At 56.7% G+C, this 25,481-nt stretch carries 29 protein-coding genes; 16 read left to right on the forward strand and 13 right to left on the reverse strand.

Annotation, left to right across the window (positions count from 1 at the left end):
• Window positions 1-71 precede the first annotated feature (71 nt).
• On the forward strand, window positions 72-371 hold the full coding sequence (locus ACMGGH_RS00245) for a type II toxin-antitoxin system RelE/ParE family toxin (protein ID WP_048957972.1): 300 nt from the start codon (window positions 72-74) through the stop codon (window positions 369-371).
• Between the two features lie 10 nt (window positions 372-381).
• On the forward strand, window positions 382-729 hold the full coding sequence (locus ACMGGH_RS00250; RefSeq protein WP_047367527.1) for a HigA family addiction module antitoxin: 348 nt from the start codon (window positions 382-384) through the stop codon (window positions 727-729).
• Window position 730: 1 nt separating this feature from the next.
• On the opposite strand, the gene ACMGGH_RS00255 is transcribed toward ACMGGH_RS00250, so the two are convergent.
• Window positions 731-1,462, reverse strand: coding sequence for an AraC family transcriptional regulator (locus tag ACMGGH_RS00255; RefSeq protein WP_232948877.1), 732 nt, complete (start codon window positions 1,460-1,462; stop codon window positions 731-733).
• Window positions 1,463-1,559: 97 nt separating this feature from the next.
• Between ACMGGH_RS00255 and ACMGGH_RS00260 the strand changes: the two genes are divergently transcribed.
• A complete protein-coding gene (locus ACMGGH_RS00260) occupies window positions 1,560-1,979 on the forward strand; it encodes a nuclear transport factor 2 family protein (RefSeq protein WP_232948876.1) in 420 nt (139 codons plus the stop codon).
• Window positions 1,980-2,024: 45 nt separating this feature from the next.
• On the opposite strand, the gene ACMGGH_RS00265 is transcribed toward ACMGGH_RS00260, so the two are convergent.
• Together ACMGGH_RS00265 and ACMGGH_RS00270 are read right to left on the reverse strand one after the other, a co-directional pair.
• Window positions 2,025-3,206: a PLP-dependent aminotransferase family protein gene (locus tag ACMGGH_RS00265; protein WP_232948875.1), complete on the reverse strand. Its 1,182-nt coding sequence runs from the start codon at window positions 3,204-3,206 to the stop codon at window positions 2,025-2,027.
• A 20-nt stretch (window positions 3,207-3,226) separates the two neighbouring features.
• Window positions 3,227-4,114, reverse strand: coding sequence for a LysR family transcriptional regulator (locus ACMGGH_RS00270; RefSeq protein WP_045260881.1), 888 nt, complete (start codon window positions 4,112-4,114; stop codon window positions 3,227-3,229).
• Between the two features lie 97 nt (window positions 4,115-4,211).
• Between ACMGGH_RS00270 and ACMGGH_RS00275 the strand changes: the two genes are divergently transcribed.
• On the forward strand, window positions 4,212-4,814 hold the full coding sequence (locus tag ACMGGH_RS00275; protein WP_047367523.1) for a short chain dehydrogenase: 603 nt from the start codon (window positions 4,212-4,214) through the stop codon (window positions 4,812-4,814).
• Here ACMGGH_RS00275 and ACMGGH_RS00280 read toward each other — a convergent pair.
• The 7 genes from ACMGGH_RS00280 to ACMGGH_RS00310 all read right to left on the reverse strand — a co-directional run bounded on the left by ACMGGH_RS00280 (window position 4,808) and on the right by ACMGGH_RS00310 (window position 13,227).
• Window positions 4,808-5,542, reverse strand: coding sequence for a class I SAM-dependent methyltransferase (locus ACMGGH_RS00280; protein WP_232948874.1), 735 nt, complete (start codon window positions 5,540-5,542; stop codon window positions 4,808-4,810). The genes ACMGGH_RS00275 and ACMGGH_RS00280 overlap by 7 nt on opposite strands.
• Before the next feature lie 119 nt (window positions 5,543-5,661).
• Entirely contained in the window at window positions 5,662-7,041 is a 1,380-nt protein-coding gene (locus ACMGGH_RS00285) for an amidohydrolase family protein (protein ID WP_232948873.1), read from the reverse strand.
• Window position 7,042: 1 nt separating this feature from the next.
• Window positions 7,043-7,999: a carbamate kinase family protein gene (locus ACMGGH_RS00290; protein ID WP_088204887.1), complete on the reverse strand. Its 957-nt coding sequence runs from the start codon at window positions 7,997-7,999 to the stop codon at window positions 7,043-7,045.
• A complete protein-coding gene (locus ACMGGH_RS00295) occupies window positions 7,996-9,546 on the reverse strand; it encodes a hypothetical protein (protein ID WP_045629909.1) in 1,551 nt (516 codons plus the stop codon). Before ACMGGH_RS00295 ends, ACMGGH_RS00290 begins: the two co-directional genes overlap by 4 nt.
• Before the next feature lie 11 nt (window positions 9,547-9,557).
• Window positions 9,558-10,973 (reverse strand): DUF1116 domain-containing protein, encoded by a 1,416-nt coding sequence (locus ACMGGH_RS00300; protein WP_232948872.1) that lies wholly within the window; start codon window positions 10,971-10,973, stop codon window positions 9,558-9,560.
• Window positions 10,973-12,514, reverse strand: coding sequence for an acyl-CoA synthetase FdrA (gene fdrA, locus ACMGGH_RS00305; RefSeq protein WP_420299053.1), 1,542 nt, complete (start codon window positions 12,512-12,514; stop codon window positions 10,973-10,975). The genes ACMGGH_RS00300 and fdrA overlap by 1 nt, the downstream gene beginning before the upstream one ends.
• 107 nt (window positions 12,515-12,621) lie before the next feature.
• Entirely contained in the window at window positions 12,622-13,227 is a 606-nt protein-coding gene (locus tag ACMGGH_RS00310; RefSeq protein WP_041908539.1) for an ankyrin repeat domain-containing protein, read from the reverse strand.
• 320 nt (window positions 13,228-13,547) lie between these two features.
• Here ACMGGH_RS00310 and ACMGGH_RS00315 point away from each other — a divergent pair, with 320 nt between their 5' ends.
• Complete coding sequence (locus ACMGGH_RS00315) at window positions 13,548-14,477, forward strand: LysR substrate-binding domain-containing protein (protein WP_028014168.1); 930 nt, start codon at window positions 13,548-13,550, stop codon at window positions 14,475-14,477.
• Here ACMGGH_RS00315 and ACMGGH_RS00320 read toward each other — a convergent pair.
• Window positions 14,474-14,632 carry a YqaE/Pmp3 family membrane protein gene (locus ACMGGH_RS00320; RefSeq protein ID WP_032644909.1) on the reverse strand — a complete coding sequence of 53 codons (159 nt, stop codon included), beginning with the start codon at window positions 14,630-14,632 and terminating at the stop codon, window positions 14,474-14,476. The genes ACMGGH_RS00315 and ACMGGH_RS00320 overlap by 4 nt on opposite strands.
• A gap of 179 nt (window positions 14,633-14,811) precedes the next feature.
• On the opposite strand from ACMGGH_RS00320, the gene ACMGGH_RS00325 reads away from it, so the two are divergent.
• Entirely contained in the window at window positions 14,812-15,333 is a 522-nt protein-coding gene (locus tag ACMGGH_RS00325) for a rhodanese family protein (protein WP_232948870.1), read from the forward strand.
• Between the two features lie 79 nt (window positions 15,334-15,412).
• Window positions 15,413-15,592 (forward strand): hypothetical protein, encoded by a 180-nt coding sequence (locus ACMGGH_RS00330; RefSeq protein ID WP_028014170.1) that lies wholly within the window; start codon window positions 15,413-15,415, stop codon window positions 15,590-15,592.
• 38 nt (window positions 15,593-15,630) lie between these two features.
• On the opposite strand, the gene stpA is transcribed toward ACMGGH_RS00330, so the two are convergent.
• On the reverse strand, window positions 15,631-16,035 hold the full coding sequence (stpA, locus tag ACMGGH_RS00335) for a DNA-binding protein StpA (protein WP_232948869.1): 405 nt from the start codon (window positions 16,033-16,035) through the stop codon (window positions 15,631-15,633).
• A gap of 493 nt (window positions 16,036-16,528) precedes the next feature.
• On the opposite strand from stpA, the gene alaE reads away from it, so the two are divergent.
• Window positions 16,529-16,978 carry an L-alanine exporter AlaE gene (gene alaE, locus ACMGGH_RS00340; protein ID WP_028014172.1) on the forward strand — a complete coding sequence of 150 codons (450 nt, stop codon included), beginning with the start codon at window positions 16,529-16,531 and terminating at the stop codon, window positions 16,976-16,978.
• A gap of 32 nt (window positions 16,979-17,010) precedes the next feature.
• On the opposite strand, the gene ACMGGH_RS00345 is transcribed toward alaE, so the two are convergent.
• On the reverse strand, window positions 17,011-17,355 hold the full coding sequence (locus ACMGGH_RS00345) for a DUF2002 family protein (RefSeq protein WP_023308923.1): 345 nt from the start codon (window positions 17,353-17,355) through the stop codon (window positions 17,011-17,013).
• Window positions 17,356-17,515: 160 nt separating this feature from the next.
• Here ACMGGH_RS00345 and ACMGGH_RS00350 point away from each other — a divergent pair, with 160 nt between their 5' ends.
• From ACMGGH_RS00350 to proX, 8 genes are all read left to right on the forward strand, one after another.
• Complete coding sequence (locus tag ACMGGH_RS00350) at window positions 17,516-17,842, forward strand: DUF883 domain-containing protein (protein WP_023308924.1); 327 nt, start codon at window positions 17,516-17,518, stop codon at window positions 17,840-17,842.
• 243 nt (window positions 17,843-18,085) lie between these two features.
• Window positions 18,086-18,325 (forward strand): glutaredoxin-like protein NrdH, encoded by a 240-nt coding sequence (gene nrdH, locus ACMGGH_RS00355; protein WP_041908533.1) that lies wholly within the window; start codon window positions 18,086-18,088, stop codon window positions 18,323-18,325.
• A complete protein-coding gene (gene nrdI, locus ACMGGH_RS00360) occupies window positions 18,322-18,732 on the forward strand; it encodes a class Ib ribonucleoside-diphosphate reductase assembly flavoprotein NrdI (RefSeq protein WP_045260890.1) in 411 nt (136 codons plus the stop codon). Before nrdH ends, nrdI begins: the two co-directional genes overlap by 4 nt.
• Entirely contained in the window at window positions 18,705-20,849 is a 2,145-nt protein-coding gene (nrdE, locus tag ACMGGH_RS00365) for a class 1b ribonucleoside-diphosphate reductase subunit alpha (protein ID WP_150144955.1), read from the forward strand. The genes nrdI and nrdE overlap by 28 nt, the downstream gene beginning before the upstream one ends.
• Window positions 20,850-20,858: 9 nt before the next feature.
• Window positions 20,859-21,818 carry a class 1b ribonucleoside-diphosphate reductase subunit beta gene (nrdF, locus tag ACMGGH_RS00370; protein WP_045260892.1) on the forward strand — a complete coding sequence of 320 codons (960 nt, stop codon included), beginning with the start codon at window positions 20,859-20,861 and terminating at the stop codon, window positions 21,816-21,818.
• Between the two features lie 332 nt (window positions 21,819-22,150).
• Entirely contained in the window at window positions 22,151-23,353 is a 1,203-nt protein-coding gene (gene proV / locus ACMGGH_RS00375; protein WP_028014177.1) for a glycine betaine/L-proline ABC transporter ATP-binding protein ProV, read from the forward strand.
• Window positions 23,346-24,410, forward strand: a complete 1,065-nt coding sequence (proW, locus tag ACMGGH_RS00380) for a glycine betaine/L-proline ABC transporter permease ProW (RefSeq protein ID WP_232948868.1) — start codon at window positions 23,346-23,348, stop codon at window positions 24,408-24,410. Before proV ends, proW begins: the two co-directional genes overlap by 8 nt.
• A gap of 9 nt (window positions 24,411-24,419) precedes the next feature.
• Window positions 24,420-25,415, forward strand: a complete 996-nt coding sequence (gene proX / locus ACMGGH_RS00385; RefSeq protein WP_045260894.1) for a glycine betaine/L-proline ABC transporter substrate-binding protein ProX — start codon at window positions 24,420-24,422, stop codon at window positions 25,413-25,415.
• Window positions 25,416-25,481: the final 66 nt, after the last annotated feature.

The following is a 25,481-nucleotide window of genomic DNA, read 5'->3' on the forward strand; positions in this document are numbered from 1 at the left end:
AACGCACTTGCGCACTGTGCAAGAGTGCATTATTATCCACATAGCTTCATGGAGTGGAGCTCATAAGCGCTATGATTAATCATTTTCGTGATCAATGGCTTAAGGATTTTTTTCTGTACGGGAAATCAAGCAATGTGATCCCTTCAAGCCTTGAATCAGCCTTAGCGAGGAAGCTGGATATGATCAACGCTGCCACCTCGCACCGGGAGCTGAGATCCCCGCCAGGCAATATGTATGAATCGCTGAATCCCCCGCTTGCAGGGTACTCTGCGATTCGCGTTAACAGGCAATACAGGTTGGTATTCAGGTGGTCAGAGGGTAAAGCAGACGATCTCTACCTCTCTCCGCACAAGTACACGCCATACAAATGAGGCATTACCTATGACTCTTCAACAGGCTCTACGCAAACCCACTACGCCGGGCGATGTGTTGCAGTATGAATATCTTGAGCCGCTCAATCTGAAAATTAGCGATCTCGCGGAAATGCTTAACGTGCACCGTAACACCATCAGCGCTCTCGTTAATAATAATCGTAAACTGACGGCCGATATGGCAATCAGACTAGCCAAGGCGTTTGATACCACTATTGAATTCTGGTTGAACCTGCAGCTAAACGTCGACGTCTGGGAAGCGCAAACCAATTCCCGGACTCAGGAAGAGCTGAGCCGTATAAAAACGATTGCAGAAATCATGGCAAAAAGGAAATCAGGCCAGCCGGATGTGGCCTGAATCAAACCGGCTCTATAGCGCCACCTTTAATCCCCCACTGCCCCGGCGTTTTACCGGTCCACATTCTGAAAACCTCAATAAATGCGCTGACGCTGCTGTAGCCGCAGGACAGCGCAATCCATCCCACCGGCTTCCCCGCCGCCAGCCACTCCATTGCCTGCATGACGCGCGCCAGCTGCCGCCAGTTGACGAAGTTCATTCCCGTCTGGGCGCTAAATCGACGGTTAAACGTACGCACGCTCATCCCGGCATGGCTGGCATGGCCCTTGACCGTTTGATTATCATCGACACACTGCAGCAAATGGCTGACCACGTTCTTCAGACGCGGATCCGTCGGTACGGGCAGATAAAAGTGCACCTGAGACGTCAGGGCAAGCTCATCCAGCAGCAGGGTGAGCTTTCGCGGATCGTACTCGTTTTCTGCAACGCTTAAGCGGGAAAACAGTGCATGAGTGAGATCGTCGGGCTCGAACAGCGCGGGGGCATCGGGAAGCATTGCACAGCACGCAGGGTCAAGATAGATAGCGCAGCCTTCTATCGCGCTTTCAGAAAAGGCGGCGTGCTGCTGGCCCGGCGGGATCCAGCCAATATGGTTTGCGGGTACAACCGAACGCCCCTGTTGGGTCTCAATCACCAGCAGCCCCGTTGCAATACGCCAGAGCTGTCCGGTGGGATGGCTGTGCCACGCGGTGCGGTAACCGCCGGGATGGCGGAGCGTCTCTGTACCGATCATTTTATCCTGGCCGAAAATCGTTATTCATCGACGTATTACAGAAACTGCGCCGTCGACTGTCAAGGATAATGGTGGCTCAACTACACAAGGAGCCAACATGAGCATCATCACAACCCTGATAGCCCAGCCTGACAATACCCTACAGCGCGAGAAAATGGCGTGCCTGTTAAGCCGCTTGTTCAAAGGCGAATTAGATCCCGCAGAGGTGTTCACGCCCGATTACCAGCAGTACACGGATGGTCACACGCTTGATTTTCGGGGTTTTGTGCAGCACCTGAACCACGTCCGCTCGCAGATCCGCGCGATCGCATTCAGGGTAGAAGAGCTGGCCTGTCACGAGAATCTTTTAGCAGACCGGCACTGGGCTACGGTGACGTATCCAGATGGTCGCCAGGCGGAATTAGAGGTGTATATGTTTGCCGCACTGCGCGAGGGGAAAATCTGTCGTATCCATGAAGTGACGCAGACGATCGGCGGCGATGCTTCAGACCGCGCGCTCGCCCACGCCACGCAATAAGCTCACCCTGCGCGCACAACGGCAACTGCCGTTATGCGCGCTCTGTTACAGGGAGATCTTCAGGCGTCGAACCGCTTCTTTAAGCTGCTCATCCGTTGGGGTGACGAATGACATGCGCAGCGTTGTCGGGTCCGGTTCGTTGCAGTAGAAGAACTCGCCCGGTACAAACACCACGCCGTTGCTTAAGGTTTTTTCCAGCCATTTCGCCGTATTCATGCCGTTGTTCATTTTTGCCCACAGGAACATCCCGCCCTTCGGCTTGTGGAACGACATCACATCGCCCAGCTCGGCTTCCAGTTCCGTTGCAAACGTCTGGTATTTCTGGCGATAGGCCTCGCGGATCATTTTAATCTGGTTCGCCAGACGCCCGGTTTTCAGGTACTCGTAGGTCATCAGCTGGGACAGCGTGCTGGTGTGCAGATCGGTGGTTTGCTTGAGGTTTACCACCGCGCGCTTCAGCCATTCCGGCACCAGCACCCAGCCCACGCGGGTGCCCGGCGCGAGGATTTTGGAGAAGGTAGAGGTGTACACCACGTTATCCTCATTGCCGATATCTTTCGCATGGGCAATCAGCGGGCGGAACACGTCGTCGGTGTAGTTAATTTCGCTGTACGGATCGTCTTCGATAATCACGAAATCATAGCGCTTTGATAATTCCACCAGCTGTTTACGGCGCGCTTCGGAAAGCGTTACGCCGCCAGGGTTACCAAAGGTTGGAACGATATAAACCGCCTTGATGGTTTTCTTCGCCACCAGCGCTTCAAGTTCATCGACCTTCATGCCGTCGCCGTCGGTGCCGACGGATTCAAAATTCGCCTGTGCCAGGCCAAAGACCTGCAGCGCGGCGAGATAGGTAGGACGTTCAACGACAACCGTATCGCCCGGATTAATTAACGCACGCGCCAGCACGTCCAGAGATTGTTGAGAGCCGGAAGTAATGACCACGTCATCGGCCTTACAGGCGATGCCACGCCCCTCGCAGATGCGTTTAATTTCTTCGCGCAGCCCCGGTACACCTTCCGTCAGGCCATACTGGAACGCCTCGCCAAAATTCTGTGACAACACGGCATCGGCGGCAATTTTAAGCCCTTCGCGATCGAACAGGTCCGGATTGGGAATACCGCCGCCCAGCGAAATCACGCCCGCCATTTTGCTATGTTTTAATAATTCACGGATGGCAGATGATTGCAGGCCCTGCGCGCTGCTGGCGAGTTTGTTTGCAGACATTCTTTGATTACCTTCTTTTTTTATATTGTGCCCAATCTTAGCAGAATATGAGCAATAAATTCCGTTAGCTTAGGGAGGGGACGCAAATCCTGACGCCACAGTAAATGCACCGGCCTCGGCGCGGGCGTGAACGGCTCCAGCACACGCACCAGCCTGCCGCTTGCCAGCTCTTCCGCCACCAGCACTTCCGGTTGCAGCAGCAGCCCTGCCCCGGCTCGCGCAGCCATGCGTAAGCCGTAGCCGTCGTTGCATCTTAAGATCGCATCCCGCTTCCAGCGCACCTCCCCTTCCGCACCCGGCAGACGCCACTCGTTGCGCGCGGTCCACACCGTGTGCGACAGGCACAGATGATCCACCAGATCGGCGGGCGTCTGCGGCGTGCCGTGTCGCGCCAGATAATCCGGCGCGGCGCAGATCACCATGTTGTAGGGACACAGATATTTCGCCACCAGATCGTCATTGCGGATATCGCCAATGCGAATGGCCAGATCGACCCCCTCTTCCACCAGATCGACCATCCGGTTGGTGAGATCCAGTTCGATACGCACTTCCGGGTAGCGCTGCAAAAATGTGGCCGTCAGAGGGGCGATCGCGCAGCCGCCAAACGACGTGGGGGCGGTGACGCGCAGGGTGCCGGCGGGCGCCGCGCGCAGCCGTTCAACCGCGCTTTCGGCAATCGAGACCTGCTCCAGCACGCGCCTGGCCTCTTCGAAATAAACGCGTCCGGCGTCGGTCAGGCTCTGGCGACGGGTATTGCGCTCCAGCAGCCGCGTGCCGAGCTGAGATTCGAGCAGCGCAATATATTTCCCGACCATCACCGCCGACATCTCCAGCCGCGCCGCCGCGCCGGTGAAGCTGCCGCTCTCTACCACCGCGATAAACGTCTCCATGCCGCGAAGCTTATCCATATTCCAAACCCCTGGTTAGTAATCATCTAACTTTAGCCCAGTTTATCTGACTTTTTATTTATTAAAGAATGAGGGCTCACAACATGAGGAGTCGGATATGAAAATCGTCATTATTGGTGCCAGCGGTACGGTCGGTCGTGCCGTAACCGAAGAGTTAAGCCGTCGTCACGAGATCATCCGCGTGGGCCGCACGCGGGGCGACTACCAGGTGGATATCACCTCGCAGGCGAGCGTGCAGGCGCTGTTTGAGAAAATCGGCCCGGTGGATGCGATTGTCTCCGCCAGCGGCGGTCTCTACTTTGGCCCGCTCGCGACCATGAAGGACAGCGACTTCAACCAGGGCCTGCAGGACAAGCTGCTCGGGCAGGTGCGTCTGGCGCTGACCGGCCAGCATTATCTGAATGAAGGCGGCTCGATTACGCTGATAAGCGGGATTGTGGCGCACGAGCCGATTGCGCAGGGCGTAAATGCCACCACGGTCAATGCGGCGCTGGAAGGGTTTGTCCGCGCCGCAGCTTGCGAACTGCCGCGCGGGATCCGCATTAACCTGATTAGCCCAACGGTACTGACGGAATCCGCCGAAGCATATGACGGGTTCTTCCCTGGCTTTGAAAGCGTTCCCGCCGCGACCGTGGCCCAGGCCTACCGCCGCAGCGTGGAAGGGGTGCAAAGCGGGCGGGTGTATAAGGTAGGTTACTGAGCCTTACGGGCGGAAATCAGCACCAGCATCGGGCGCTCCGCCTCTTCGGACAATGCAGGCCAGGCGTCAATCTGCGCCTGCGTTGGTCCCCACTCATTGACTTCACTTATCGTTAACCCGGCCTTTATCAGCGCGTTAAGCGTGGTGCCCAGCGTGCGGTGGTATTTAATCACTCCATCCGCCAGCCAGTTGCTGACGCGCTGGCTTTCGTCCTGATAATGGTTCACGCCCCAGAACCGCTCGCCGCTGTCGTCGGTCAGCCAGCCCTGACGGGTGGCGCAGGTGTAAATTGGGTGCTCCATCGAGAAGACCAGGCTGCCACCCGGTTTTAGCGCGCGATGAACGTTGGCGAATAGCGTGTCCAGCTCCGGCAGGTAGTGTAGCGCCAGCGAGCTGTAGACCAGATCGAGACTGTTTTCGCGAAGCTGAAGAGATTCCAGATCGCTACGCTGATAGTGAATCTCCGCGTCATCAGTCAGTTCAGCCGCGCGGGCAAGCATTTTTTCTGAGATATCGACGCCCGTAACGTCAGACGCGCCCAGCTCGCGCGCCGCGCGGCAGAACCAGCCGTAACCGCAGCCGAGATCGATAACCGCTTTGCCGGTTAAATCAGGCAGCATTGCCTTGAGCGCAGGCCACTCAGGCGCACCGTCCAGCCCCTGCACCGAGCGCGGAAGCTGAGCGTAGCCTTCAAAAAACGCCGGGTTGTCGTAGATGTTTTGTGCCATGGCAGCTCCCTCTTTAAAAATGTGCATAGCAGTATACTGCATTGTCGGGTGGCGGTTTCACCTTACCCGACCTACGATCCCATGTTGACCCGGTAAGCGCAGCGCCACCCGGATCGCTTTTAGCCAACAACACCCCAGACGAGATTCCCCTTGTGGAACGTCGCGGTACGCGGAGAAATGCGCGCCACCGCCTCGGCGGAACAGGAGGCGTCCACCAGCACAAAGCTGGCGTCGTCCTGCGCTTTCGGCCATACGCGTTCACCTTTATCGTTCAGCGGCAGCACGTCGCCGGTAGCGATGCCGAGCGCGCGGGAGAGCGTCTGCTCGTTCGGGCGAATATAGAGCTGGGCGTACAGATTGGCTTTCTCCAGCATGTCACCCAGACCGTACGGCGACCAGTGGTCGATCACGCTGTCGGTGCCGGTCATAACAAACACGCCCTTCTCCCGCAGTTGCTTCAGCGGCATGTGCAGGGTGCCAATCGGCACGGTGGAGGCGATGGTCACCTGCTGCGCCGCCATGCGGGTGGCAATCTCATCCACCTGCTGCTCGTTGAGCGTCGCCAGCGCGAAGGCGTGGCTGATGGTCAGCTTCCCCTTCAGCTCCGGCGTTTTCTCCACGGTTTCCACCATGTAGTTCACCGCCGCCACGCCCGCCGGGCTGGTTTCATGGAGGTGAATATCCACCCCTTTGTCGTAATCCAGCGCAATCTGGAACATAGTATCGAGCGATTTCTCCATCGCGCCGTCAACGCTGGTTGGGTCCAGCCCGCCTACGTAGTGCGCCCCCGCCGGCATCGCCTCGCGCATCAGCTTTTCAGCGTTGGAGAGCAGCAGGCCGTGCTGCGGGAAGGCAACGATTTCGCAGTCAAAACCTGCGCTGCGGCGCGCCAGCACCGCCTGCAAATTTTCCAGGTTTTTCAGGCCGGAAACCGGCTCAATATTGCAGTGGCTGCGGGCGATGGTGGACCCTTTGGACTGGATCAGGTCGATCAGCTTTTCGGCGCGTTCTTGCGTGTAGGGCTGTAACTCCGGCAGCAGCTTCTGCTCCAGGCGGATCATGTCCTGAATGGTGGTGCCCGCCGGACGGTTCAGGGAGCGCCACGGGCCGCCGTAGAAGGTTTTATCCAGGTGAATGTGCATGTCGCGCATCGCCGGAAGCATCAGCTTTTTACCCGCGTCGTAGTGCGGCAGGGTCGCGTCGGCGTGGCTGCCGTTGTCGCGCAGGGCGACAATTTTCCCGTCTTTAATCTCCAGCGTTTTCAGCTCGGTGCGGGTGCTCGTCGCCACGCTGCCCTCGAAATTAAACCCGGCTTCAAGCAGCACGTTGTCCAGATAGTAATGCTTTGCAGTGATGTTCATCGGTTTCCCCGTCTCGCAGGTTGCCTTTGCAGTGTCGGCAGCATACGCGACGGAGCCGGTTGCGCCAAACAGCGCGCAGGCGGTGACCATTTTGCCGCTCTGGCTGATAAACTCGCGGCGGCTTTTGTTTTCACTCATCTTATCTTCCTTCATTAACAATGTGGGTACCCGTTTCACCGCGCAGCGCCGCGGGCAGGCAGTCCGGCGAGGTGATGATCACGCGCCTGCCGCCGTGGCGTAAAAATGCCAGCGAGGCGACGATTTTGGGCAGCATGCTGCCCGCCGGAAAGTGGCCTTCGTCCATGTAGCGCGTCATCTGCGCTACATTGACGGTGTCCAGCGTCTGCTGGTCTGGCTTGCCGAAGTTAACGCAGACTTTCTCCACGCCGGTGGTTATCACCAGCACGTCGGCGCAAATCTCACGGGCCAGCAGCGCGGTGGAGAGATCTTTATCGATAACCGCATCCACGCTCTGGTAATCCCCCTGCTCGCTGCGCACCACGGGAATGCCTCCGCCGCCCGCGCCGATGACCACAAAACCTTTCTGCGTTAGCGCCTTAATCGCATCCGCCTCGACGATGCGCAGCGGCTGGGGCGAGGCCACCACGCGGCGATAGCCCCGGCCTGAATCCTCGACAAAATGCCAGTCCGGGTGCGCGAGCTGTAGCTCGTCGCGCTGCGCCTCGCTGAAGAACGCGCCGATCGGTTTTGTCGGGTGCGTAAAGCCGGGATCGTTTTTATCCACCTCCACCTGGGTGACGACCGTGACCGCCTTTTGCTCGCCGCGCGCCGCCAGGCGGTTGTTGAGCGCCTGCTGGATCAGGTAGCCGATGCCGCCCTGGGTATCCGCCACGCAGTTTGCCAGCGGGGTCAGCGGCAGCCCTTCCCGCTCGTGAGCGATCTCGGCGCGGCGCAGATCCAGCCCCACCTGCGGGCCGTTGCCGTGGGTGAGGACGATGTCATAGTCGGAGGCCAGCATTTCGAGCACCGACTCGGCCACCGCTTTGACCGCCTGCGCCTGATGTTCAACCGACTGGCTGGCGTTGTCTTTGATAATGCTGTTGCCGCCGATGGCGACGACCATAAGCTCTTTCATACGTTTTCCTTCGCAACAGTAACTTCAGCGCTCGCAACTTCGCGGCTGTCGAGGAAATGCTTCACCACAAACATGCCGCCCATCATCAGGTAGGCCGTGACGAACATCAGGGAACTGCCCTCGGCAAAGCCCACCACTGGCGCGTGGATCACGCCAAACAGCGCCAGCAGCGCGCCTCCTGCGGCGGCGACGGCCCCACGCAGCGGTTTGTTAATGATGGCGAAGATAGCGATACAGCCCCAGAGCATGCTGGCGAGCGGTGCACCGTTGCCGAGGTGCATCAGCCCCTCGTAGTAGATCCCTTTGCTGTGCAGCACGTCGGTGCCAATTTTCGCCGCGCTGGTTCCCGCCGCGCTCATCACGCTGTTCATCATGGTCAGCGCCCAGTTAGCGATCCACGGGAACAGGCAGATAAAGATGACGGGCACCTCCACTTTCGGCGTTTCCCGCACCACCTGGTTGGCGGTGACTACGCCGATAAACACCAGAATCGGCACGATAGCGGTCATCGGTATGATGGCGAGCATAAAGGCCCCCAGCCCGAACAGCGGCACGATGAACATGGTCACGCCGGACGCCAGCGTGTAGCCGATGCTCGCCCCCATCGCCTTCCAGCCGGGATGGCCCACGTAGACCGTGACCGGGAACGGGTTGCCCATCAGGCAGCCGAGCATGGAAGCCAGGCCGTTCGCCAGCATCACCTTGCGGGTCGGGTACTCATCCCCCGCCGCGTGGGCGCTTTCGATGTTCTCCAGGTCAAAGATGTAGTTCGCCAGACCCAGCGGTACGGCGGACGCCAGATAAGGCAGCGCGTGCGGCAGGCCCTGCATAAAGCTGTCCACGTGCACTTCCGGCGGATTAAAGCCGAAGGAGGACATAGACGCTTTAATGGCATCCGGGCTTTGCAGTCCGGAAATCCACGCCAGCGCCGTTCCGGCAATCAGCAGCAGCAGGCCGGTCGGGATTTTGGCGAAAATCGGCTTTTTACCGAACCAGTTAATGAAGATCAGCAGCAGAACGATGAACGACACGGTGGGCGCTTCGAACGCCTGCAACATCGGGTTCATCGCCAGCAGCAGCAGGCCAAGACCGGACAGGCACGACAGCAGCACGGTACGCGGGATCATCTTGCGAATGGTCTCCCCCAGGAACGAGCCGCCCGCGAGGATCATTGCTTCCACAAAGCACCACACCAGGCCAATCTGAATCGCGAAATCCGCATCCCCGGTTTGCTGGTAGACGGGCATCAGAACCAGAAAGGTCACGGTAAAAATCGAGGGTGCGCTCGGGCCGGACGGCAGCGCGGTGACGTCCGTACGTCCGGTGGTGCGCGCCATTTGCAGACCAAACCATGTGTAGCATAAGCTCGCTACCAGCACCGCCAGCCCGAAGGCCGGCGCGATGCGTCCATAAACAATCTCCTTCGGGATGCCGACGACAAAAATGAGCAACCCCATCATGGTCAGCAAATTAGTCAGGTTGTTGGTCATCAACCCGAAATAGGCCGCCCAGTCACCTCTTTTCCACTCCAGTTTCATGTTTTTCATGGATGCATACCTTATAGAACGTAGCGATCGCGGAAGGTCAACAGCGCCTTTTCAAAACAGCTAAACGGCGGGTGAACGATGCCCGCCCCAATCATGCCGATGCCCGCGTCTTTGTGGGCAATGGCGGTGTTGATCACCGGCAGAATGCCGCTGCCCGCCACTCTGGTGATGTCGATGGCGGTTGGAATGCCCATAAACGACAGCAGCGGAATGGTGACGTTCGGGTTCTCGCCGAGGGTGATTTCGCGCATCTGGCGCGAGAAGTCGATGGCTTCCTCCACCGTGCCGCCCACTAGCGCAACGATGGCCGGTGCCGTCGCCATCGCAAAGCCGCCGATGCCGTAGGTTTCGGTGATGGCGCTGTCGCCAATATCCAGTCCGGAGTCTTCCGGCTTGTAGCCCGCGAACATCGGGCCAATCACCTGTTGCGCCGGGCCGGTAAACCACTGCCCCGGCAGGCCGGAAACGCGCAGGCCGAACTCGTAGCCGTTGCGCGCCATGGTGGTCACGACGGTGCTGTATTCAATGCCGTGAGCGGCATCCAGCGCGGCTTTACACATCGCCATCCACGTCGGGCCGGAGAAGTAGTCGCTGCTGGCGACAAACTCGAACACCTCACGCTGCTGCTCCACCGGGTAGCCCGCCTGAATCAGCCCCGGCGTCAGCGCCTGGATCAGCAGCGTGGTGCCGGCGTTGTTGCGGTTGTGGCACTCGTCGCCCATGTGCAGCGCCTGGGCCAGCATCAGGCGCAGGTCGATTTCGCCGATGATATTCATCGCGTCGCGCAGCATCGGGCCGAGCACGTCGCGCATCCAGTTCAGACGGTCGATCACGCTCTGGTCGTTAGCCCCCATGCGCAGGATCTTCGCCATCTGCTCGCTGAGGTTGGTGAACGCCCGGTTGCCGTAGGTTTTGTTCTCAACGATGTGCATAAACATTGACGCGGAGGTGACGCCCGCCATGGAGCCCACGCAGTCGTGCTCGTGGCACGACGAGAAGGTGATCTCACCTGAAGCCGCCAGCCTTGCGGCATCCTCCAGATCCGTTGCCAGCCCTTCAAATACCAGCGCACCGGTAACCGCGCCCTTCATCGCCCCGCACATGTTTTCCCATGCGACGGGCGGACCGGCGTGCAGAATGGTGGTGCGGGTCATGCCCGGCACTACGTTAATGGCCTGGTCATAGCCCACCAGCACCGGGTGAGACTGGATAATGCGCTCAAGGGCGATTTTGTTCGCGGCGGCGATCTTCTCCGCCAGCGGTTTCTCTGCCAGCTGGTCGAGCGCTTCAACAACCTGCATATTGCCCTGCCCCGGCGGCGTCCAGTCGAGCTGGGTCACGGGAACGTGCTGCTTTTTGAGGTCGTCGCTGAACATCGCAATGCCGACGTTAATGACGTTAAGCGGCTGGTTGAATAAAGTGGTCATTATGCTTTCTCCCCTTTGCAGACAAATTCGCGTGCCAGTAATCCGGTGTTGGTGCTGCTGCTGGCCCAGATGACGCCTGCGTCGGTCAGCCGCTGGCACTGCTGCGCCAGCGACTGCGGATCCTGGTCGGTGCCGAGCACGTAGCCGAGGATCTCCAGCGGACGGTTATCGGCTTTCGCGATCGCCTGTGCCTCTTTGATCGCGTCGATCATCACCCCCACCGGATCCTCGTGCGCGCCAAAGCCGAGCACGAAGTCCATCACGATGACGCCCACCTGCGGATCGCGCGCCTCCTGTAGCAGACGGCTGATGCGGTTGGTCGGGTCGATCATTGGGTGCGGTTTGCCGTTGGTGAAGTCGTCGTCACCGAAGTCAAGGAAGGTGTGGGCCTGGCTGACGCTGATGTCCTTCAGGCGCTTAGCCGGATCGGGCTGGATGTTGCTCCAGACATCGTCGAACTTCTCCAGCGCGGCAAACATCGCCTCGTCGCACAGGGTGCCGCCGCAGAACAGGCCGCGAATGTACTTCTGCTGTGGGGTCAGGCGGGCGCGCACCTCTTCAATCAAAGGCCAGTTGAGCGGATGCAGATCCAGGGACTCTTTTTTAATGCCGGTAAGCAGCACCGCCTTCAGCGCCGCTTCTTTGGTGCCACGCGCAAACTGCAGGCCGTCTTCATCGGCGGGCGGTTCGCTGCGGCCGAGGAAGCAAACAACCACCGGCTTGCGGCAGGCCCTGGCGCGGGCCAGCACCTTTTCTGCCACCGCTGGCGCAGGCGGCTTGGAGATGAGCGCAATCACCTGAGTGCCCTCATCCGCCTCAAGCATGTCGATGGCGTCGAGCATCATCAGGCCGCCGATTTTTTCGCTGAGATCGCGCCCGCCGATGCCGATCAGCTGCGACACGCCGCCGCCGAACTCGTGAATGCGCACGCTCAGCTCCTGGCTGCCGGTGCCGGAGGCGCCAACAATCCCAATCGGCCCGCGACGCACCGCGTTGGCGAAGCACAGCCCCGCACCGTTGATGATGGCGGTCCCGCAGTCTGGCCCCATCATCAGCAGCCCTTTCTCATGCGCAAGCTGTTTCAGCGCCAGTTCGTCCTCCAGCGACACGTTATCGGAAAAGAGCATGACGTTAAGATCGTTTTCCAGCGCCTGACGCGCTTCGCGGGCGGCAAAGGTGCCGTTGACGGAAATGACCGCCAGGTTGCTGTCCGGGCGATGAGTTTTGGCGCTGGCAATCGTCGCGTAGCGTGCTTCATGGGTGCCGCCGCTCGCTTTATGGGTAAATAAAGCTTCTATTTCCGCCAGCGTTTCATCGTTCGCCGCGTCGCCTTTAATCACGATCATCAGGTCGCCATTTTTGGCTTCCGCTAATTCCGGCGTGAGCAGCCCGAGGTTTTTCAGAACGCCTTTATTCATTTCCGTCGCCATCGCCACAAACGCCTGTTCGACGCCCGGCAGTTTATTGGCTTTGGTGGAAACCGACATTAAGGAAACCGAATCGAAATACGTGTTCTTTTTTATGACGATTTTGGTTGGCATTGTTTTCTCCTGAATACGGATAAAAGGGGGCCGCCGTCGCGCAGAATGCACGTCGGTAAAAATACTGTTTGAATTAACGGCCAGCCGGACGTGGCTGGCCGAATGCGTTATGCGCCCGCCGCCAGCAGCAGGTCGGCTATTGCATCGAAGCCTTTTTCCCGCGCCAGTTCGAGCGGGGTTTTGCCGTATTTATCGGTCATGTGCGGGTTCGCGCCGTGGTCCAGCAGCAGCTTCACAATTTCCTGCTGCTTTGCGCCGCCGTCATTCAGCACGATGGCTTCCAGCAGCGGCGTCCAGCCGACAAAGTTAGTGTGGTTGACGTTAATATCGGTTTTTTCCAGCAGCTCGCGCACGATTTCAACGTGGCCTTTTTCACTGGCAGGGGTAATGCCCACGCCGCCGAAGCGCGTCAGACGGTCGAGATCCGGATTAGCCGGAAGAACGATGCGCAGCAGGGTTAAATCATTAGTCAGGCAGCTTATCAGGAAGGGGTTAAAACAGGTCTGGTCCTGTTTATCAATATCCGCGCCGGCGGCAATTAAAAATTCCACGCAGGCATAATGCTTTTTCAGGCTGGCAATAATAATGGCGGTTCTTTTCTGGCGGTTGGTGGCGTTAATATCCACGCCGTTATCCAGGCAGGCTTTTAGCGCGTCGATGTTGCCCTCTTCTGCCGCCAGCAGAAATTCCGTAACGAGTGCGTTTGCAGACATATTCAGTCTCCCAATGTTTCACTTCTGATGACCTGAGAATAGCAACAGCCTGGTCACAAAAGAATCCGCTTAAAAATGATTCATCGACACGCAATTCATTGTTGAGTTAAATTCAACAGTCAGGCTAAAACGTGCGTCTGTGCAACCTTTTTCTTATGGTTTACCGATTTTTTAGCGCCTCAGACAGCATTATCCTTATGGTTGTAAAAGCCTTGCAGGACGCGGCTCAGCGTAAATAGTCAGAACTGTGACACACTTCAAATATGATGTAACGGCGCTGTTAAAATATGTTCAAAACTGATGGCTGAGGATGCTGTGATATGAATTCCATCTTTACCGAAGAGAACCTGCTGGCCTTCACCACCGCGGCACGCTTCGGCAGCTTCAGCAAAGCCGCCGCCGAGCTGGGTGTGACGACCTCCGCCATTAGCTACACCATTAAACGCATGGAGACCGGGCTGGACGTGGTGCTGTTTGTGCGCAACACGCGCAGCATCGAACTGACGGAGTCCGGGTTTTATTTTTACCGTAAGGCCACCGATCTGTTGAACGACTTCCACGCCATCAAGCGCGGGATTGATACCATTTCGCAGGGCATCGAGGCGCGAGTGCGCATCTGCATTAATCAGCTCTTGTATACGCCGCGCCATACCGCGCGTTTGCTGCAGGTGCTGAAAAAGCAGTTTCCCACCTGCCAGATCACGGTGACGACCGAGGTGTATAACGGCGTCTGGGATTCGATCATCAACAATCAGGCCAACATCGCGATTGGCGCGCCGGATACGCTGCTGGACGGCGGCGGGATTGATTACACCGAAATTGGCGCCATTCGCTGGGTGTTTGCAATCGCGCCGGAACATCCCCTCGCCTTTGTTCCCGAACCGATAGCGGAGAGCCAGTTGCGCCTGTACCCCAACATCATGGTGGAAGATACCGCGCATACCATCAACAAGAAGGTCGGCTGGCTGCTGCACGGGCAGGAGGCGATTCTGGTGCCGGATTTCAACACCAAGTGCCAGTGCCAGATTCTGGGGGAAGGGATTGGCTTTTTGCCGGAATACATGGCAAGAGAAGCGATGGAAGACGGTCTGCTCATCACGCGGCGTATTAACAATCCGCGTCAGGACTCGCGCATGCTGCTCGCCACGCAGCATGCGGCGACCGGCCAGGTGACGCGCTGGATCAAACAGCAGTTTGGCCCGGAAGGCGTGTTAACCGGTATATACAGTGATTTACTGTGGCGTGCTTAGTTTTTCGTCTGCACCCAAAACGCGTGGATAAGGCCCGGGAAGTAACCCAGGATGGTCAGAAGGATATTCAGAATAAACGCCCAGCCCAGTCCCTTGCCAAGCAGCACGCCCAGCGGCGGGAGAATAATCGTAAAAACAACGCGCCAAAAACCCATAATCACTCCGTGCAAGCTAACCAATTGAAAATTAAAAAGAGACATTTCTCTAAGCATAGCCAGTTTACGGGTTACTGCCATTCGTCTCTCGCGCTTTTACCTGCTTTTACCCTCTTTACACTGGCTTAAGCCCTTCCTTAAATGTTCTACTACTCATAAATTGACCGTAAGGAAACACCATGTCTCTTTCTCTTATTTCGCCACAGCAGGCGAACGCGCTTATTAAAGAAGGCGCAAAACTGATTGATATTCGCGATCCCGACGAGTATGCCCGCGAGCATATTCCGGCAGCACGCTCCATACCGCTGGATTCTTTACCCGGCGGGCTCAACGCTGCCCCTGGTGAAACGGTGATTTTCCACTGTCAGTCCGGGAGACGGACATCAAACAATGCTGCGCGACTTGCGCAGGCAGCGTTGCCGGCTCAGGCCTTCGTGGTTGAGGGGGGCATTCAGGGCTGGAAGCAGGCCGGGCTGCTGACCGTTGAAGATAAATCCCAGCCGCTCCCGCTGATGCGGCAGGTACAAATTGCCGCCGGGCTGCTGATCCTCTGCGGCGTGGTGCTGGGTTATAGCGTCTCCAGCGGCTTTTTCCTGCTGAGCGGTTTCGTCGGTGCCGGGCTGCTGTTCGCCGGTGTGACAGGTTTTTGCGGTATGGCACGGTTGCTGAAAGTGATGCCGTGGAACCGTCATACCTCATAAGCAGTAATCAATGAATTACGCTGTACCCGGCATCAGACGTCGGCTAAGGTGAAGATCGCTAAAACGATGAGGAGGTTATATGTTTTCTGTCGGTGATTATGTGCAACCGCTTAAAGGCGGCCCAAAGCTGAAAGTGCTCGAAGTGAACGGTGAAAACGTGGTGGCGGTACAGGCCAGCAATGAACAAGGCGAGAAATATACGCTGAAAGCGGCCGATTTGGCGCCGTATACCGAAGAAGGTGATTTCGGCGTCTGCTGAACAGACAACCGGGCGGCTTGTTCCGCCCGGTCCACGTATTAGATCAGAAAATCATCCAGTGATTTACCCTCTGCCAGCGCTCTGGCAATAGGCTTCGGCGTGCGGCCCTGGCCGGTCCACGTTTTTTCTTCACCGTTCTGGTCAATAAAGCGATATTTCGCTTCACGCGGTTTACGCTTTTTAGTCGGTTTACCCGCCTGCGCCAGTTCTGAACCCAGCAGGTCAGTCGGAGAAATACCATCGGCTTTCATCAGTTCCAGCAGGGTATTAATTTTTTCCTGCTGTTCAGCGCGCTGCTGCTCTAATTCCGCCAGCTCATTGCGTTTTTCTTCAGTAACGACCCTGACCTTTTCCAGCATTTCCTCAAGAACGTCCAGGGTTAATTCTCGCGCCATCGCGCGCAGGGTTCGGATATTATTAAGATTCTGTAACGTCAAAGACATATTATTGAAAACCTTTTCTTTGGGGTAAATAGATAAATCGCCCCAAGAATAATTCATTTCAGTTGAAATATCTACCCAAAGGTCCAAACGGGCATAAATGTAAATATATTTAAATATCGCCGTTAATAATAGTGCATAGCATTGGCGGGAAACACGTAGATCTAATCACCGAATCAATATAAATGGTCAACTTTAATCCAAATCACAGCATACTGCGCTCTCATCAGGGGAGTGGATTTCTGCGTCAAAAGCAGAACACCTAAGCCACTGATTTATATAAATAAAATATTTGATGAGACAGATTATAACGAACCGGATAAAAAACAATCAATTTTAGAGAATTTTGTGGACAAAAGGCGAGTAAATAAAAATTAATCACTAGTTGTTAGTTCAAACATAGAGATATACGCTATACACCTCAAACAAACCAACCTAAAGCACTAGCCGCTGAAGGAAAACCGATTCCACTGCGTTCTTCTCAAGGAGTTCAGACATGTTCTCGCCGCAATCTCGCCTGCGCCACGCGGTGGCGGATACATTCGCGATGGTTGTCTACTGTTCCGTTGTGAACATGCTGATTGAAATATTCCTCTCCGGAATGACCTTCGAGCAGTCACTTTCTTCTCGTCTGGTGGCGATCCCGGTCAATATTATTATCGCATGGCCTTACGGGCTATACCGCGATGCCGTTATGCGTTTCGCGCGCCGCATCAGCCCGGCGGGCTGGATGAAAAATCTTGCCGACGTGCTGGCGTACGTCACGTTCCAGTCGCCGGTCTACGTGGCTATTCTCCTGACAGTGGGCGCGGACTGGCACCAGATCGCCGCAGCGGTCAGTTCGAATATCGTGGTATCAATGCTGATGGGTGCGGTATACGGCTATTTCCTCGACTACTGCCGCCGCCTGTTTAAGGTCAGCCAGTACGGCCAGGTAAAAGCGTAATGTGAAGCGACTGGCGAAAGCCAGTCGCAGATTTACTGTACGTCGCCAAACAGTCCCTTCAGAAACCGCTCCAGCGCCATACGCGAACTGAAACCGTGCGGAATACCATAATGCTCATGCCGTTCACCGCCTAAATAGAGCGGAAATTGCTGATAGTGATCGCAGGTTTTAATATCCGAGGCAGGCTCAGCAAATGACAGACTTCTGTCTTTCAGCGTCGGGTGAATAATGAGAGCGGTACGTCCCATCCTGGCTTCACGATTAACATAAACATAATTCTCGCCGCGGCGATATCCATACGCTTTTGGCGTCACCTCATCCATGGTGAATCCCTCTTTTTCAAGAACGCGTGCCACCTCGTCAGGTCGTAAATACATATCTTTTCCTCGTTATCTTTTCCTGCCCGGCAACCTTACAGTAATCAGCATTAGCAGGGCTTTCAGAATAGTCCATAAACTGGCGGATAACGCGTGACGCGCTTCAGATATTAAATTTCTGAACTAAACTAAACGGGAACACAAAATTACGGAGGATCGTATGTTTAACAGACCGAACCGAAACGATATTAACGACGACGCGCAGGATATTCGTAATGATGTCAGCCAATTAGCGGACACGCTTGAGGAAGTGCTGAAATCCTGGGGATCCGATGCGAAGGATGAAGCAGATGCTGCGAAACGTAAGGCTCAGTCTCTGCTCCGTGAAACCCGCGCCCGTATGAACGGACGTTCACGCGCTACGCAGGCGGCCTGCGACATGGCAAGCTGTGCTACGACCTTCGTACGTGAAAAACCACTGTGTACACTGGGAACCGTCGCGGCGGTCGGCATTTTTGTCGGAGCCCTGCTCAGCCTGCGTAAGTAAGCCCGCATTCTCAACCCCGGTAGCCTCAGGCGCCGGGGCTTTTTTATGCCTGTAAGCCTGAAAAACCCGTACAGCCCGCCCTGCCCCGCTGTGCTCATCATCAGGGCAATATTAATCTGAATTTCCCATATCTTGTATGGTTGAATCTTTTATCAACTACATCTAGTATTCTCTATAGAAAGACATACACTCTATGACGCGTTAACTCGCGCCGTTTTCTCATTCTAAATGGAAATACGAATCATGAGCATTATTATTTACACTCGTAACGATTGTGTTCAGTGCCACGCCACCAAACGGGCGATGGAGAGCCGAGGCGTGGCGTTTGAGATGGTAAATATCGACCTGGTGCCCGATGCCGCGGATACCCTGCGCGAACAGGGATTTCGTCAGCTTCCGGTGGTGGTTGCCGGTGATACCAGCTGGTCTGGCTTTCGCCCGGACATGATTAACCGCCTGAGCGCTCAGGCCACGCGTGCATGAGTGGGCTGGTCTTCTTCTCCAGCAGCTCAGAAAACACGCTGCGCTTTATTGAGCGCCTCGGGCTGCCAGCGGTGCGTATTCCGCTCAATGAGCGGGAGCGCATTCAGGTAGACGAACCTTACATTCTGGTGGTGCCCAGCTATGGCGGCGGCGGTACGGCAGGAGCAGTACCTCGCCAGGTGATCCGCTTTCTGAACGATCCTCATAACCGGGTACTGATTCGGGGCGTGATCGCGGCGGGCAATCGTAATTTTGGCGATGCCTTTGGCCGCGCCGGGGATGTCATCTCTCGAAAATGCGGCGTGCCGTATCTCTATCGTTTTGAACTGATGGGGACACAGCAGGACGTAGAAAACGTGCGTAAAGGAGTGAACGAATTTTGGCAACGACAACCGCAGAACGGGTAATTCAGGCGACGCCGGACTACCACGCATTAAACGCGATGCTTAACCTCTATGACCGGGAGGGGCGCATTCAGTTTGGCAAAGATCGCGAGGCGGTAGAGGCTTTTTTCGCCGCCCACGTGCGGCCCAACAGCGTGACGTTTGCAAGCCAGAATGAACGTCTCGACTATCTGGTTAACGAGGGCTACTACGAGGAGCGCGTCCTGGCCCGCTACGATCGTCCCTTCGTGGTAAGACTGTTTGAACGTGCGCACGCCAGCGGTTTTCGCTTCCAGACGTTTCTTGGCGCATGGAAGTATTACACCAGCTACACCCTGAAAACCTTCGACGGCAAACGCTACCTGGAAAGCTTTGAAGATCGCACCGTGATGGTGGCCCTGACGCTGGCCCAGGGCGATGAAGCGCTGGCTGAACGGCTGACGGAGGAGATCCTCTCCGGCCGCTTCCAGCCCGCCACGCCGACGTTTCTCAACTGTGGTAAAGCCCAGCGCGGCGAGCTGGTCTCCTGCTTCCTGCTGCGCATCGAAGACAATATGGAGTCGATTGGCCGTGCGGTGAACTCGGCGCTGCAGCTTTCCAAACGCGGCGGCGGCGTGGCGTTTCTGCTCTCGAACCTGCGGGAAGCGGGCGCGCCGATCAAGCGCATCGAAAACCAGTCCTCGGGCGTGATCCCGGTGATGAAGATGCTGGAAGATGCCTTCTCCTACGCCAACCAGCTTGGCGCGCGCCAGGGGGCGGGGGCGGTTTACCTGCACGCGCACCACCCGGATATTCTGCGTTTTCTGGATACCAAACGTGAAAACGCCGACGAAAAAATCCGCATCAAAACCCTGTCGCTCGGCGTGACGATCCCGGATATCACGTTTAAGCTGGCCAAAGAGAATGCCGACATGGCGCTCTTCTCGCCGTATGACGTGGAGCGGATCTACGGCAAAGCGTTTGGCGACGTGGCGATAAGCGAGCTTTATGACGAGCTGGTTGCAGACGATCGCATCCGCAAGAAATACATCAACGCCCGCGATTTCTTCCAGACGCTTGCGGAAATTCAGTTTGAATCCGGCTATCCGTACATCATGTACGAGGATACGGTAAACCGCGCCAACCCGATTGCCGGGCGCATTAACATGAGCAACCTGTGCTCGGAAATTTTGCAGGTCAACAGCGCCTCCGCTTACGACGAAAACCTGGACTACGCGGAGATCGGCAAAGATATCTCCTGCAACCTCGGGTCGCTGAATATTGCCCACACCATGGATTCGCCGGATTTTGGCCGCACGGTGGAGACTGCCGTTCGCGGGCTGACGGCGGTATCGGACATGAGCCACATCCGCAGCGTGCCGTCCATCGAGGCGGGCAACGCCGCATCGCACGCCATCGGCCTGGGGCAGATGAACCTGCACGGCTATCTGGCACGGGAAGGCATAGCCTACGGCAGCCCGGAAGGGCTGGATTTCACGAATCTCTATTTCTACACCGTCACCTGGCATGCGCTTCATACCTCAATGATGCTGGCGCGCGAGCGCAACCAGCGGTTCGCAGGCTTTGAGCAGTCGCGCTACGCCAGCGGGGCGTATTTCAGCCAGTATCTGGAAGGCGACTGGCAGCCGAAAACCGAAAAAGTGCGCGCGCTGTTTGACCGCGCCGGCATTACCCTGCCGACGCGCGAGATGTGGCAGCAGCTGCGCGACGACGTGATGCGCTACGGCATTTATAACCAGAACCTGCAGGCGGTGCCGCCAACCGGTTCGATTTCCTACATCAACCACGCCACGTCGAGCATTCACCCGATCGTGTCGAAGATTGAGATCCGTAAGGAAGGCAAAACCGGACGCGTCTACTACCCTGCCCCGTTTATGACCAATGAGAACCTGGCGCTGTACCAGGACGCGTACGAGATCGGCCCGGAAAAAATCATTGATACCTACGCCGAGGCGACAAAACACGTGGACCAGGGGCTGTCGCTGACGCTCTTCTTCCCGGACACCGCCACCACGCGGGATATCAACAAAGCGCAGATTTACGCCTGGAAGAAAGGCATCAAAACGCTGTACTACATTCGCCTGCGCCAGCTTGCGCTGGAAGGCACCGAAATCGAAGGCTGCGTGTCCTGCGCGCTGTAAGGAGAAAGGATGAAACTGTCACGCGTGAGTGCCGTTAACTGGAACAAGATTCAGGACGATAAAGACCTGGAGGTGTGGAACCGCCTGACCAGCAACTTCTGGCTGCCGGAAAAGGTGCCGCTCTCCAATGATATTCCAGCCTGGCAGACGCTGAGCCACGCCGAACAGCAGCTGACGATCCGCGTCTTTACCGGTCTGACGCTGCTGGACACTATTCAGAATACCGTCGGTGCGCCCGCGCTGATGAGCGACGCGCTGACGCCGCACGAAGAGGCGGTGATGTCGAACATCAGCTTTATGGAGGCGGTACATGCCCGCTCCTACAGCTCGATTTTCTCGACGCTGTGCCAGACCAAAGACGTGGACGCGGCCTACGCCTGGAGTGAAGAGAGCGCGTCATTGCAGCGCAAGGCGGAACTGGTGCTGGAGTATTACCGCGCCGACGAGCCGCTGAAGAAGAAGATCGCCAGCGTGTTCCTGGAATCCTTCCTCTTCTATTCCGGCTTCTGGCTGCCCATGTACTGGTCGAGCCGGGGCAAGCTCACCAACACCGCCGATTTGATTCGCCTCATTATCCGTGACGAGGCGGTGCACGGGTATTACATCGGCTATAAGTATCAGAAAGGGCTGGAGAAAGTCAGCCCGGAAAAACGCGAGGAACTCAAAGGTTTCGCCCTCGATTTGCTGATGGATCTGTATGACAACGAGTTGAGCTATACCGAAGAGCTGTACGCCGGAACGGGCTGGGAAGAGGACGTGAAGGCGTTTCTCTGCTACAACGCGAATAAAGCGCTGATGAACCTGGGCTACGACGCGCTTTTCCCGCCGGAGATGGCGGAGGTAAACCCGGCGATCCTCGCGGCGCTGTCGCCCAATGCGGACGAAAACCACGATTTCTTCTCCGGGTCCGGATCGTCGTACGTGATGGGTAAAGCGGTGGAGACAGAAGATGAGGATTGGGATTTTTAATGTATGAATTAACGTTCATTAATTAAATATAAATCTCATTATTTCCATACCACTATTTCACCAGGCACTACACTGTAATTTCCCCGTCATATTCGCCTGAATCACACCGATTCAGGCGAATTTCCCGACGCAGCAGCAAAAAATTGAGAAAAATTCAAACCGCCCTCAGCCCTTTATTCATGGGAAATTCAGCCGTTTCGCTTGCAGCAAAATTCCGGCGTCAGGCCAACTCAGGGTTGTCTCAGATTCTCAGTATGTTAGGGTTATGCCCGTTAACAATTTACCATGGTAATCATATCGACATAAACAAATAACAGGACACTCTCTATTGCATGGCAATTAAATTAGAAGTGAAAAATCTTTATAAAATATTTGGCGAGCACCCGCAGCGCGCATTCAAATATATTGAGAAAGGCCTTTCGAAAGAGCAAATTCTGGAAAAAACCGGGCTGTCGCTTGGCGTTAAAGACGCCAGTCTGGCCATTGAAGAAGGCGAGATTTTTGTCATCATGGGGTTATCCGGTTCGGGTAAATCCACTATGGTTCGCCTTCTCAATCGCCTGATTGAACCCACCCGCGGACAGGTGCTGATTGACGGCGTGGATATCGCCAGAATCTCAGACGCAGAACTCCGCGAGGTGCGCAGAAAGAAGATCGCAATGGTGTTTCAGTCATTCGCGCTGATGCCGCATATGACGGTGCTCGATAATACCGCCTTCGGTATGGAATTAGCCGGCACGCCTGCTCAGGAACGTCAGGAAAAAGCCCTGGATGCTTTGCGTCAGGTTGGGCTGGAAAATTACGCTCATGCCTACCCGGACGAGCTTTCGGGCGGGATGCGTCAGCGCGTCGGATTAGCCCGCGCGTTAGCCATTAATCCAGACATATTATTAATGGATGAAGCCTTCTCCGCTCTCGATCCTTTAATTCGCACCGAGATGCAGGATGAGCTGGTAAAATTACAGGCCAAACACCAGCGCACCATTGTCTTTATTTCTCACGATCTCGATGAAGCCATGCGTATTGGCGACCGCATTGCCATTATGCAAAATGGCGAAGTGGTGCAGGTCGGTACGCCGGATGAAATTCTGAATAATCCGGCGAATGATTACGTGCGCACCTTCTTCCGCGGCGTGGATATTAGCCAGGTATTTAGCGCGAAAGATATTGCCCGACGAACGCCAAACGGCATTATTCGAAAAACGCCAGGCTTCGGCCCGCGCTCCGCGCTGAAGCTGTTGCAGGATGAAGACCGTGAATACGGTTATCTGGTTGAACGCGGCAATAAATTTGTCGGCGTTGTCTCCATCGACTCTCTGAAAAACGCCCTGAGCGAAAACCAGGGAATCGATGCGGCGTTGATTGACGCTCCGCTTGCCGTGGATGCCGAAACGCCGCTTAGCGAGTTGCTCTCTCACGTGGGTCAGGCGCCTTGCGCCGTGCCGGTTGTCGGTGAAGAACAACAGTACGTTGGCATCATCTCAAAACGGATGCTGCTACAGGCTTTAGATCGCGAGGGGGCAAACAATGGCTGATCAATCAAACCCATGGGGTACCACTGAAGCTGCGGACAGCGCGGCGCAATCTGCCGATGCGTGGGGTTCCACGCCCGCACCTGCCGACGGCGGCGGCGCAACGGACTGGCTCAACAGCGCACCCGCGCCTGCGCCAGAGCATTTCAATATTATGGATCCGTTCCACAAGACGCTGATCCCGCTGGACAGCTGGGTGACAGAGGGGATCGACTGGGTCGTTACCCATTTCCGCCCGGTGTTCCAGGGGATCCGCATCCCGGTGGATTACATCCTGAACGGCTTCCAGCAGCTGATGCTGGGCATGCCTGCGCCCGTGGCGATAATCCTGTTCTCGCTGATCGCATGGCAGTTCGGTAGCGCGGGTATGGGCGTCGCCACGCTGATCTCCCTGATTGCCATCGGCGCGATTGGCGCGTGGTCTCAGGCGATGATTACCCTGGCGCTGGTGCTGACTGCCCTGCTCTTCTGCATTGTCATCGGCCTGCCGATGGGGATCTGGCTGGCGCGCAGCCCGCGGGCGGCGAAGATTATTCGTCCCCTGCTGGATGCGATGCAGACCACCCCGGCGTTCGTCTATCTGGTGCCTATCGTGATGCTGTTCGGCATCGGTAACGTGCCGGGCGTGGTGGTGACCATTATCTTCGCCCTGCCGCCGATTATTCGCCTGACGATCCTGGGCATTAACCAGGTGCCTGCGGATCTGATTGAGGCCTCGCGCTCGTTCGGCGCCAGCCCGCATCAGATGCTGTTTAAGGTTCAGCTTCCGCTGGCGATGCCGACCATTATGGCGGGCGTTAACCAGACGCTGATGCTGGCGCTGTCCATGGTGGTGATCGCCTCGATGATCGCCGTTGGCGGTCTCGGCCAGATGGTGCTGCGCGGTATTGGCCGTCTCGACATGGGGCTGGCGACCGTCGGCGGCGTCGGGATTGTGATCCTCGCCATTATCCTTGACCGCCTGACCCAGGCTGTCGGTCGTGATTCACGCAGTCGCGGCAACCGTCGCTGGTACACCACCGGCCCTGTCGGGTTACTGACCCGCCCATTTACAAAATAAGGAACAACGATGCGACATAACGTTCTTTTTGCCACAGCGTTTGCCACCCTTGTCTCCACCAGCGCGTTTGCCGCTGACCTGCCGGGCAAAGGCATTACCGTGCAGCCGGTGCAGAGCACCATTTCGGAAGAGAGCTTCCAGACCCTGATCGTCAGCCGCGCGCTGGAGAAGCTGGGCTATACGGTCAACACGCCGAGCGAAGTGGATTACAACGTGGGCTACACCTCGATTGCCTCCGGTGATGCCACCTTTACCGCCGTGAACTGGCAGCCGCTGCACGACGACATGTATGCCGCCGCAGGTGGCGATAAGAAATTCTATCGCGAAGGTACCTTCGTGACCGGCGCGGCGCAGGGTTATCTGATCGACAAGAAAACCGCTGATAAGTACCACATCACCAATATTGAGCAGCTGAAAGATCCGAAGATCGCCAGACTGTTCGACACCAACGGTGACGGAAAGGCCGACATGATGGGCTGCTCGCCGGGCTGGGGCTGCGAAGCGGTGATTAACCACCAGAACAAAGCGTTCGATCTGGCGAAAACCGTCGACGTGAGCCACGGCAACTACTCCGCGATGATGGCCGACACCATTGCCCGCTTTAAAGAAGGCAAGCCGGTGATCTACTACACCTGGACGCCGTACTGGGTCAGCGACGTGCTGAAGCCGGGCAAAGACGTGGTGTGGTTACAGGTGCCCTTCTCCTCACTACCGGGCGAGCAGAAAGATATCGACACCAAACTGCCGAACGGCATGAACTATGGCTTCCCGGTGAACACCATGCACATCGTGGCGAACAAAGCCTGGGCGGAGAAAAACCCGGCTGCGGCGAAGCTGTTCTCGGTGATGAAGCTGCCGCTGGCGGACATCAACGCCCAGAATGCGATGATGCACGCGGGCAAATCCTCTGAGGCGGATGTTAAAGGCCACGTGGATGGCTGGATCAAAGCCCACCAGCAGCAGTTTGATGGCTGGGTGAAAGAGGCGCTTGCGGCGCAGAAGTAAAAACACAACACAACCTTACCCCTCACCCCGGCCCGCCCCTCCTCTGGGGAGAGGGTTAGGGTGAGG

Source organism: Enterobacter sp. BNK-16 (assembly GCF_048684955.1).
In the GTDB taxonomy this organism is placed as follows: Bacteria; Pseudomonadota; Gammaproteobacteria; order Enterobacterales; family Enterobacteriaceae; genus Enterobacter; species Enterobacter bugandensis.

Bases quoted from the DNA above. Each gene is read 5' to 3' on its own strand.
- ACMGGH_RS00245 (WP_048957972.1), top strand. From the start codon at position 72: ATGATTAATCATTTTCGTGATCAATGGCTTAAGGATTTTTTTCTGTAC.
- ACMGGH_RS00250 (WP_047367527.1), top strand. From the start codon at position 382: ATGACTCTTCAACAGGCTCTACGCAAACCCACTACGCCGGGCGATGTG.
- ACMGGH_RS00255 (WP_232948877.1), bottom strand. From the start codon at position 1,462: ATGATCGGTACAGAGACGCTCCGCCATCCCGGCGGTTACCGCACCGCG.
- ACMGGH_RS00260 (WP_232948876.1), top strand. From the start codon at position 1,560: ATGAGCATCATCACAACCCTGATAGCCCAGCCTGACAATACCCTACAG.
- ACMGGH_RS00265 (WP_232948875.1), bottom strand. From the start codon at position 3,206: ATGTCTGCAAACAAACTCGCCAGCAGCGCGCAGGGCCTGCAATCATCT.
- ACMGGH_RS00270 (WP_045260881.1), bottom strand. From the start codon at position 4,114: ATGGATAAGCTTCGCGGCATGGAGACGTTTATCGCGGTGGTAGAGAGC.
- ACMGGH_RS00275 (WP_047367523.1), top strand. From the start codon at position 4,212: ATGAAAATCGTCATTATTGGTGCCAGCGGTACGGTCGGTCGTGCCGTA.
- ACMGGH_RS00280 (WP_232948874.1), bottom strand. From the start codon at position 5,542: ATGGCACAAAACATCTACGACAACCCGGCGTTTTTTGAAGGCTACGCT.
- ACMGGH_RS00285 (WP_232948873.1), bottom strand. From the start codon at position 7,041: ATGAGTGAAAACAAAAGCCGCCGCGAGTTTATCAGCCAGAGCGGCAAA.
- ACMGGH_RS00290 (WP_088204887.1), bottom strand. From the start codon at position 7,999: ATGAAAGAGCTTATGGTCGTCGCCATCGGCGGCAACAGCATTATCAAA.
- ACMGGH_RS00295 (WP_045629909.1), bottom strand. From the start codon at position 9,546: ATGAAAAACATGAAACTGGAGTGGAAAAGAGGTGACTGGGCGGCCTAT.
- ACMGGH_RS00300 (WP_232948872.1), bottom strand. From the start codon at position 10,973: ATGACCACTTTATTCAACCAGCCGCTTAACGTCATTAACGTCGGCATT.
- fdrA (WP_420299053.1), bottom strand. From the start codon at position 12,514: ATGCCAACCAAAATCGTCATAAAAAAGAACACGTATTTCGATTCGGTT.
- ACMGGH_RS00310 (WP_041908539.1), bottom strand. From the start codon at position 13,227: ATGTCTGCAAACGCACTCGTTACGGAATTTCTGCTGGCGGCAGAAGAG.
- ACMGGH_RS00315 (WP_028014168.1), top strand. From the start codon at position 13,548: ATGAATTCCATCTTTACCGAAGAGAACCTGCTGGCCTTCACCACCGCG.
- ACMGGH_RS00320 (WP_032644909.1), bottom strand. From the start codon at position 14,632: ATGGGTTTTTGGCGCGTTGTTTTTACGATTATTCTCCCGCCGCTGGGC.
- ACMGGH_RS00325 (WP_232948870.1), top strand. From the start codon at position 14,812: ATGTCTCTTTCTCTTATTTCGCCACAGCAGGCGAACGCGCTTATTAAA.
- ACMGGH_RS00330 (WP_028014170.1), top strand. From the start codon at position 15,413: ATGTTTTCTGTCGGTGATTATGTGCAACCGCTTAAAGGCGGCCCAAAG.
- stpA (WP_232948869.1), bottom strand. From the start codon at position 16,035: ATGTCTTTGACGTTACAGAATCTTAATAATATCCGAACCCTGCGCGCG.
- alaE (WP_028014172.1), top strand. From the start codon at position 16,529: ATGTTCTCGCCGCAATCTCGCCTGCGCCACGCGGTGGCGGATACATTC.
- ACMGGH_RS00345 (WP_023308923.1), bottom strand. From the start codon at position 17,355: ATGTATTTACGACCTGACGAGGTGGCACGCGTTCTTGAAAAAGAGGGA.
- ACMGGH_RS00350 (WP_023308924.1), top strand. From the start codon at position 17,516: ATGTTTAACAGACCGAACCGAAACGATATTAACGACGACGCGCAGGAT.
- nrdH (WP_041908533.1), top strand. From the start codon at position 18,086: ATGAGCATTATTATTTACACTCGTAACGATTGTGTTCAGTGCCACGCC.
- nrdI (WP_045260890.1), top strand. From the start codon at position 18,322: ATGAGTGGGCTGGTCTTCTTCTCCAGCAGCTCAGAAAACACGCTGCGC.
- nrdF (WP_045260892.1), top strand. From the start codon at position 20,859: ATGAAACTGTCACGCGTGAGTGCCGTTAACTGGAACAAGATTCAGGAC.
- proV (WP_028014177.1), top strand. From the start codon at position 22,151: ATGGCAATTAAATTAGAAGTGAAAAATCTTTATAAAATATTTGGCGAG.
- proW (WP_232948868.1), top strand. From the start codon at position 23,346: ATGGCTGATCAATCAAACCCATGGGGTACCACTGAAGCTGCGGACAGC.
- proX (WP_045260894.1), top strand. From the start codon at position 24,420: ATGCGACATAACGTTCTTTTTGCCACAGCGTTTGCCACCCTTGTCTCC.